General features: G+C 78.2%; 8 protein-coding genes. 2 read left to right on the top strand and 6 right to left on the bottom strand.

Going from position 1 to position 7,419, the window contains the following annotated elements; translation table 11 throughout:
* Nucleotides 1-102: 102 nt before the first annotated feature.
* Complete coding sequence (locus tag AC3WUG_RS18970) at nucleotides 103-372, bottom strand: DUF7218 family protein (protein ID WP_147795912.1); 270 nt, start codon at nucleotides 370-372, stop codon at nucleotides 103-105.
* A 324-nt stretch (nucleotides 373-696) separates the two neighbouring features.
* Here AC3WUG_RS18970 and AC3WUG_RS18975 point away from each other — a divergent pair, with 324 nt between their 5' ends.
* Nucleotides 697-1,347, top strand: coding sequence for an alpha/beta hydrolase family protein (locus tag AC3WUG_RS18975; protein ID WP_492329091.1), 651 nt, complete (start codon nucleotides 697-699; stop codon nucleotides 1,345-1,347).
* A gap of 8 nt (nucleotides 1,348-1,355) precedes the next feature.
* Here the strand turns inward: AC3WUG_RS18975 and AC3WUG_RS18980 are convergent, their stop codons facing one another.
* From AC3WUG_RS18980 to AC3WUG_RS18990, 3 genes are read right to left on the bottom strand one after another with little or no spacing between them, the layout of a single operon-like run.
* Nucleotides 1,356-1,835, bottom strand: coding sequence for a heme-degrading domain-containing protein (locus tag AC3WUG_RS18980; RefSeq protein ID WP_492329092.1), 480 nt, complete (start codon nucleotides 1,833-1,835; stop codon nucleotides 1,356-1,358).
* Nucleotides 1,836-1,893: 58 nt separating this feature from the next.
* The gene (locus AC3WUG_RS18985) at nucleotides 1,894-2,592 is read right to left on the bottom strand and encodes an SAM-dependent methyltransferase (protein ID WP_492329093.1); all 699 of its coding nucleotides are present in this window, start codon (nucleotides 2,590-2,592) and stop codon (nucleotides 1,894-1,896) included.
* Nucleotides 2,593-2,651: 59 nt separating this feature from the next.
* Nucleotides 2,652-3,722 (bottom strand): FAD-dependent oxidoreductase, encoded by a 1,071-nt coding sequence (locus AC3WUG_RS18990; protein WP_492329097.1) that lies wholly within the window; start codon nucleotides 3,720-3,722, stop codon nucleotides 2,652-2,654.
* 89 nt (nucleotides 3,723-3,811) lie between these two features.
* Between AC3WUG_RS18990 and AC3WUG_RS18995 the strand changes: the two genes are divergently transcribed.
* The gene (locus AC3WUG_RS18995) at nucleotides 3,812-4,456 is read left to right on the top strand and encodes a helix-turn-helix domain-containing protein (RefSeq protein ID WP_492329094.1); all 645 of its coding nucleotides are present in this window, start codon (nucleotides 3,812-3,814) and stop codon (nucleotides 4,454-4,456) included.
* Between the two features lie 31 nt (nucleotides 4,457-4,487).
* Here AC3WUG_RS18995 and AC3WUG_RS19000 read toward each other — a convergent pair whose 3' ends face one another.
* Both AC3WUG_RS19000 and AC3WUG_RS19005 read right to left on the bottom strand, forming a co-directional pair.
* Nucleotides 4,488-5,660, bottom strand: coding sequence for an SLC13 family permease (locus AC3WUG_RS19000; protein WP_492329095.1), 1,173 nt, complete (start codon nucleotides 5,658-5,660; stop codon nucleotides 4,488-4,490).
* A 122-nt stretch (nucleotides 5,661-5,782) separates the two neighbouring features.
* Nucleotides 5,783-7,015: an AGE family epimerase/isomerase gene (locus AC3WUG_RS19005; RefSeq protein ID WP_492329096.1), complete on the bottom strand. Its 1,233-nt coding sequence runs from the start codon at nucleotides 7,013-7,015 to the stop codon at nucleotides 5,783-5,785.
* Between the last annotated feature and the right edge of the window lie 404 nt (nucleotides 7,016-7,419).

The raw sequence follows: 7,419 nt of genomic DNA on the forward strand, positions 1-7,419 counted from the left end.
CCCCCCCCCCCCCCCCCCCCCCCCCCCCCCCCCCCCCCCCCCCCCCCCCCCCCCCCCCCCCCCCCCCCCCCCACCTTCCACTGACGGGGCTGGGCGTGCGCGTCAGTGCGAGCGGAGCGCGTCCACGAGGTCGGCCTTCTTCATGGACGACCGGCCCTCGATGCCGATCTCGGCCGCGCGCTTGCGCAGGTCCTCGACGGTCCAGTCCTCGTAGGACCCGGACTCGCCGCCCTTCTTCCCGACCGACGACCGCCCGCGCGCCGCCGCGGCGTTCGCGATCCGCGCGGACTTCTCCTTGCTGTTGCCCTCGTCCCGGAGCTCCTCGTAGAGCCCCTTGTCCTTCACGCTCGGGCCCGGGTCACGGCGCGGCATGGCGACCTCCTCGATCTGGACGACGTCCGACCCTGACGACCATGCCCCCGGCCCGCGACACCCGCATCCGGGCGCCGATCAGGCCGCGCGGTCCCCGAGCCACGGCGCCAGCACGTCGTCCGCGCCGAGCGACGGGTGCAGGCCCCGGGCGTGCAGGTCCGCCCGGACGTCCTCGCCCCCCGTGACCACCCACGGCCGGTGAGGTCGTCACTCGTCGGCGAGGTCGTCACACACGAGTGACGACCTCACCGGCTTGTGACGACCTCACCCCGGCGGCGGCACCCCGGCGGCGTCGTCGCGCCGGCCGCGGGTACCGTGCCGGGCGTGAGCCCCGACGCCCCGAGCCTCGAGATCGACACCCCGCAGGGGCCCGCGCGGGCGCACCTGCACCTGCCCGCGGGGGCCGCGCCAGGGGCGGACGGGCGGGTGCGCGTGCCCGGCGCGCTCGTGCTCGGCCACGGCGCCGGCGGCGGGGTCGACGCCCCCGACCTCCGGGCGGTGACCGCGGCCGCCACGGCGCTGGCCCTGGCGGTCGCGCTCGTCGAGCAGCCGTACCGCGTCGCCGGCAAGCGGGTCGGCCCCCGCGGCCCTGCCCTCGACGAGGCGTGGACCGCCGTCGTCGCGGACCTCCGGGCCCGGGCCCTGGACGCGCCGCTGATCACGGGCGGCCGGTCGGCGGGCGCCCGCACCGCGTGCCGGACGGCCCTCGCGACCGGCGCCGTCGGCGTGCTCTGCCTGGCGTTCCCCACCCGGCCGCCGGGTCGGCCGGACGCCCCGAGCCGGCTCCCGGAGCTCGACGCCGCGGGCGTCGCGGTGCTGGTGGTCCAGGGCACGACCGACCCCTACGGCACCCCGCCGGCGTCGACGACCCGCACGGTGGTCCCGGTCCCGGGCGACCACTCCCTGAAGAAGGACACCGGGGCGGTCGCCGCGGCCGTCGCGGCCTGGCTCCCCACCGTCCTGCCGCTCCCCTGACGCCGGGGTCAGCCGTCGAGGAAGGTCCGCACCGCCTCCGTCACCAGGGCGTGGTCGTCGGCCTGCGGCAGGCCCGAGACCGTCACCACGCCCACGACCCCGACCCCCTCGACGTGCACCGGGAACGCCCCGCCGTGCGCGGCGTACTCCTGCAGCGGCAGCTCGTGCACCGCGCCGAACGTCGTCCCCCTCGCGCGCGCCCGCAGGCCCTGCAGGTACGACGACGTGCCGAACCGCTCGACGACCCGGACCTTGCGCTGGATCCAGGAGTCGTTGTCCGCGACGGTCCCGGGCCGCGCGGCGTGGAACAGCTGCTGCGCCCCGCGCCGGATGTCGACGGTCACGGGCAGCCCGCGCTCGGTGGCCAGCCGGACCAGCAGCGTCCCGAGCTCCCACGCGTCGTCGTTGGTGAAGGTGGCGAAGCGCAGGTCGCGCTCCTGCCGCTCGACCTCGGCGATCAGGGCCCGGACCTCGGTGTCGTCGCTCATGGGCGCGATCCTGCCACCCGCCGGCGCCGGCGGGTGGCAGGGACGGCACCGGCGCGCGTCAGCCCCGGCGCACCGCCCGGACGACCGTGTCCCGGATGGTGATCTCCCGGCCGTCCGGGTCGGTCGCCGTACGGGGCCGCGCCTCGGCGACCGGCACCTCCCAGCCCGCGGGGTCGAGCGCCGCGACGACGTCCTCGGGGTCGAAGAACAGCTCCGGCAGGTCCGGGCGCCCGATGGTGGTGCGCAGGTCGCTCGCGTGGTGCGCGACGACCAGCAGCGTGCCGCCCGGGGCCACCGCGCGGGCCATCCGGGCGAACGCCACGGCCCGGACGTCCGGCGGCAGGTGCAGGAAGTGCGTCGTCACCAGGTCGTACGCGCCGTCCCCGGCGTCCCACGTCGCGATGTCGACCCGCTCCGTCCGCACCCGCCCGGCGACCTCCGGCCCGGCGTCCGCGGCGGCGGCCGCGACCCGGTCGAGCGCCGTCTGCGCGAGGTCGACCGCCGTGACCGCCCAGCCGCGGGCGGCCAGCCACAGGGCGTCGCCGCCCTCACCGCACGCGACGTCGAGCGCCCGCCCCGGCGGCAGGCCTCCGACCTCGTCGACCAGCTGCGGGTTCGGCCGACCGCTCCACACCCGCGGCGCCGAGCGGTACCGGTCCTCCCAGAACTCCCGGTCGTGCCGCACCTCGCCCGGGTGGCCCCCGTGGGCGTGCCCGTGCCCGTGCGCGCCCACGGCCTCGTCGTGCTCCGGCCCCATGCCCCGCTCCTCCTCGTCGTCCCGGCCGCCGGTCCGTCCGTCGGCCCTCGTCCCGCCGGTCACAGCCCGACCGCCCCGCCGCCGGACCGGAGCGCCGCGACCTCGCGCTCGGCCCGCCCCGAGAACGGCGCCGCCTGCTCCGCCCGGTACCGCGCCAGGGCGGCGTCGGCGTCCTCGGCGGCGAGCTCGGCGACCAGCGCGGCGCCCGCGGTCAGGCCGGCCGCCGCGGCGACCTGCACCTGCGCCCGCAGGTCGGTGACGTTGCCCGCGACCCGCACGCCCGGCACGGCCGTCGAGCCGTCCGGCGCCGCGGCGACGCGGGTGCCGATCACGCGCTCGCCCATCGTCACCGGCTCGGTCGGCAGCCCCAGGCCCGCCAGGCCGTCGAGCCGGGCGCCCATCCCGGTGGCGACGACCACGGCGTCGCACGCGAGCACGGTCCCCGTCGCCAGCCGCACGCCGGTCAGCACGTCGTCCGCCACCTCCAGCCCGGCCACGGGCCCGTCGACGACCCGCACGCCCAGCGCAGCGAGCCGCTCCCAGTCGGCGTCGGACAGCCCGTCCCCGCCGGCCGCACCGGCCGCGCCGCCCACGCCAGCGCCCGCGCCGCCCAGGAACAGCGTCACGTCCGCCGTCCAGCCGCGCCAGAGCTGCACCTGGTGCACCGCCACCGGCCCGGACCCGAGGACCGCGACCGCCCGGTCCCGGACCTCCCAGCCGTGGCAGAACGGGCAGGGCAGCACGTCGCGGCCCCAGCGCGCCGCGAGCCCGGGCACGTCGGGCAGCGCGTCGACCAGCCCGGTCGCGACCAGCACCCGGCGGGACCGGACGACGCGGCCGCCCGCGAGCGCCGCGCGGAAGCCGTCCCCGTCCCGCCGGACGTCGACCACGCGGTCCTCGACGACCTCGGCGCCGTAGCCCTCGACCTCCGCCCGGCCGCGCGCCAGCAGCTCGGCGGGCGGCAGGCCGTCCAGCCCGAGGTAGGCGTGCATGTGCGCCGCGGGCGCGTTCCGGGGCGCGCCGTCGTGCACCACGAGGACGCTCCGTCGCGCCCGCGCCAGGGTGAGCGCGCCGCCCAGCCCCGCCGCGCCGCCGCCGACCACCAGCACGTCGTACCGCTCCGTCACCATCGGGTCCTCCGCCCTCTCGTCCGTGGTGACCACCGTGGGCTCGACCCGGCCTGCTTGACAAACATCGTTGCCGGAACGGCAAATGGAGCATGGCCGAGCCCCGCCGCCCCCGCACCGTCCCGCCGACGCCCGCGCCCGTCGAGGACGCCCCCGCCGACCTCGAGCCCGTCCTGGAGGCCGTCGGGCCCCGGCTGCGCGACCTGCGCCAGCGCCGCGGCGCCACGCTCGCCGACCTGTCGCGCAGCACCGGGATCTCGGTCAGCACGCTGTCGCGCCTGGAGTCCGGGCAGCGCCGCCCCACGCTCGAGCTGCTGCTGCCGCTGGCCCGGGCGCACCAGGTCCCGCTGGACGAGCTGGTCGGCGCCCCGGAGACCGGCGACCCGCGGGTGCACCTGTCCCCCGTCGAGCGGCACGGCGTCACGTTCGTCCCGCTGAGCCGGCGGCAGGGCGGCCTGCAGGCCTACAAGCAGGTGTTCCCCGCGGGCCACAACCCGGGTCCGGTCGACCCGCGGACGCACGAGGGCTACGAGTGGATGTACGTGCTGTCCGGCCGCATGCGCCTGGTGCTCGGCGACCACGACCTGATGATCGAGCCCGGGGAGGCCGTGGAGTTCGACACCCGGATCCCGCACTGGTTCACCAACCCGGGCCCCGGCGCGGCCGAGGTGCTGACGCTGTGGGGGCCGCAGGGCGAGCGCATGCACGTCCGCGCCCGCTCGACCCGGAAGCCCTGACCCCCGGGGCCCGACGCCCGCCCCGCCCGGCTCAGGTCAGGGCGGCGAGCGCCAGCACCGACGCCGCGACGCACAGCGGCGCCAGCCACAGCCCCTGCACCAGGAACGCCCGCACCGGCACGTGCACCATCGCCTGCCGGCAGCGCCGCCACCACAGCACGGTCGCGAGCGACGCCCACGGCGTGAGCAGCGGCCCGACCCCGGTCCCGATCAGCACGGCGGCGAGCCGGCGCACGTCGTCCCCGGCGACCGGCTCCAGCAGCAGGTACGCCGGCAGGTTGTTCACCACGTTCGCGACCACCGCCGACAGGCCGGCGACGCCGAGGAGCGCCCCGGTGTCCGCCCCGGCCGGCGCGGCGTCCAGCACCCAGTCCCCGAGCCCGCGCACGTGCAGCGTCTCGACGACGACGAACAGCGCGCCGACGACCAGGATCATCCGCCACGGCACGAGGTCCCGCGCCCGGCCCGGCACCGGCCGGCGGCGCACGGCGAACGCCACCAGCAGCGCGGCCGCCGCGCCCAGCGCCACCGCCCACACCGGCAGCCCGGCGACGAACCCGACGGCCATCACCGCGACCGTGACCCCGGTCGCGACCACCAGCGCGCGGTCCGGCGGGACGTACCGCTCACCCTGCTCGAACCGGCCGCGCAGGTCCCGGCGCCCGCGGACGGCGAGCACCGCGACGGTGACCACGACCGCGGCGACCGCGGGGGCCCACATCACGCCCAGGTAGCCGACGCCCTGGTCGGCGAACCGGTGGTCGGCGAGCAGGTTCGTCAGGTTCGAGACCGGCAGCAGCAGCGACGCGGTGTTCGCGAGCGCCACCACGGTGAGCACGAGCAGCAGCGGGGACGTCCGGGTGCGCCGGGCCAGCGTGATCGCCAGCGGGGTCAGCAGCACCGCCGTGGTGTCGAGCGAGAGCAGCACCGTGGACGCCACCGCGATGCCCACCAGCAGCAGCCAGAGCAGCCAGCGCCGGCCGCCCGAGGCCCGCACGGCGGCGTCGGTCGCGAGGTCGAACAGCCCGGCCGCCCCGCACAGCTCGGCGACGACGGTGAGCGCGGCGACGAACAGCAGCACCGGGCCGACGCGCTCCGCGAGCGCCGCCGCGTCCGCCCGCGGCAGGGCGCCCGTGAGCACCACGGCGACGGCCGGCACCAGCGCGACCGCCCACCACGGGACGGCACGCCGGGGCCTGGGCACGGCGGAACTCTAGGTCCCGCGCCGCGTCGCCGCGCGACGGCGTCCGCGGGGCGGGCGGTGCGGGCGGCGCCGGGGCGTCCGGCGGGTGCGGGCGCGGCGGGACCGCCCCCGCGCCCGCGCCGTCAGTCCAGCAGCCCTTGGGCGAGCGCGGGCGCCAGCACCGGCGCGAGCGGCAGCCGCGGGATCAGCGTCGCCTGCACCGCGTGGTAGAGGTCGGCCTTGCCCTCCCAGACCGTGCGGGACACCCGGTTGTCGGTGCCGAGCTCGTGCCACCAGGACCCGCCCTCGTGGTCGAGCAGGTGCTCGGCGGCGTAGTCCCACCAGGCGGCGTACCAGTCGTCGAACCGCTGCTCGCCGGTCGCGGCGTGCAGCGCGGCGGCCGCGGCGATCCCCTCGGCGGCGACCCAGTGCATCCGCTCGCGCACGACCGGCTGCCCCGACCAGTCGACCGTGTAGACGAACCCGGGCGCGCCGTCGACGGCCCAGCCCTCCCGGACGGACGCGTCGAACAGCGCCGTGGCGTCCTCCACCATCCAGAGGGGGGCGACGTCGCCGGCGGCGGTGAGCGACGCGCGGGCGTGCAGGGTGAGCCGCGCCCACTCCAGCCAGTGCCCGACGGTCGCGCCGTAGGGCCGGAACGGGTGCGCCGGGGAGTCGGCGTTGTACTCGAGGTCCGCGTTCCAGCCGGCGTCGAAGTGCTCGGGGATCCGCCAGTCGTTGTCCCGCGCGAAGCCGTGCACGACCCGGGTGAGGATCCGGACGGCGCGGTCGAGCCACACCCGCTCGCCGGTCACGCCGTGCGCGGCGAGGTACGCCTCGACCGTGTGCATGTTGGCGTTGACGCCGCGGTAGGCGTCGAGGTCGGTGAACGTCCGGTCCCACGACTCGACGGCCATGCCGGCCTCCTCGTCCCAGAACCGCCGCTCGGAGACGTCGAGCGCCTCGCGGAGCAGCGCCTCGGCGCCCGGCCGGCGGGCGGCGACGGCGGACGAGGTCGCGAGCACCACGAACGCGTGCGGGTACGCGGCCTTGGCGTCGTCGCGCGGGGTGCCGCCGGCGTCCACCTCGGCGTACCAGCCACCGTGCTCCGCGTCCCGGAACAGCCCGTCGAGCGCGGCCAGGCCGTGGTCGACCAGCGCCGCGGAGCCCGGGCGCCCGAGCAGGTGGGCCAGCGCGTACACGTGCGTCATCCGGCAGGTGATCCACAGCTCGGCGGGCCCCGGCAGCGGCCGGCCCACGTCGTCCAGGCGGAGGAAGCCGCCGGTCGGGGCGGCCGAGGCCTTCCCGAAGGCGAGCAGGCGGTCGGTCTCGGTCTCGAGCCAGCGGGCGTGCGCGGGCGTCGTCAGCCACGTCATGGGTGTCACCCTAGTCACACCCGGGCCCCCGGCACCGCCGCGCGCCGGGGCCGGACGGCGCCCGCGACGACCCCGCGACGACCCCCCGGCGCGGCGTCCCCGCAGCGCACGGCGCCGGGACCGACCACCCGGTCGCGAAGTGCACGAACGTGCAGGCCAGGCAGCGCGGGTCCGGTTCGTCCGGGTCGTCCTGGCCCTTTGACACCGCGCCCCTGACGCGACCAGAATCGTCGCGGATTTGACCGGTCAAAGTGGCTCCGTCGGTCCCGCACCACCCGACCGCACCCCCGCCCCGCACGGACGCCACGAGGACCGCCGCATGCCCACCGCCGACGCCCCGCGCGCCGCCGCCGCGCCCGCCGCCGCGCGACACCTGTCTTTTCTCCCCCTCTCCGAGCCCCCGA

The organism is Cellulomonas sp. EB106-03-03-XG116 (genome assembly GCF_058792015.1).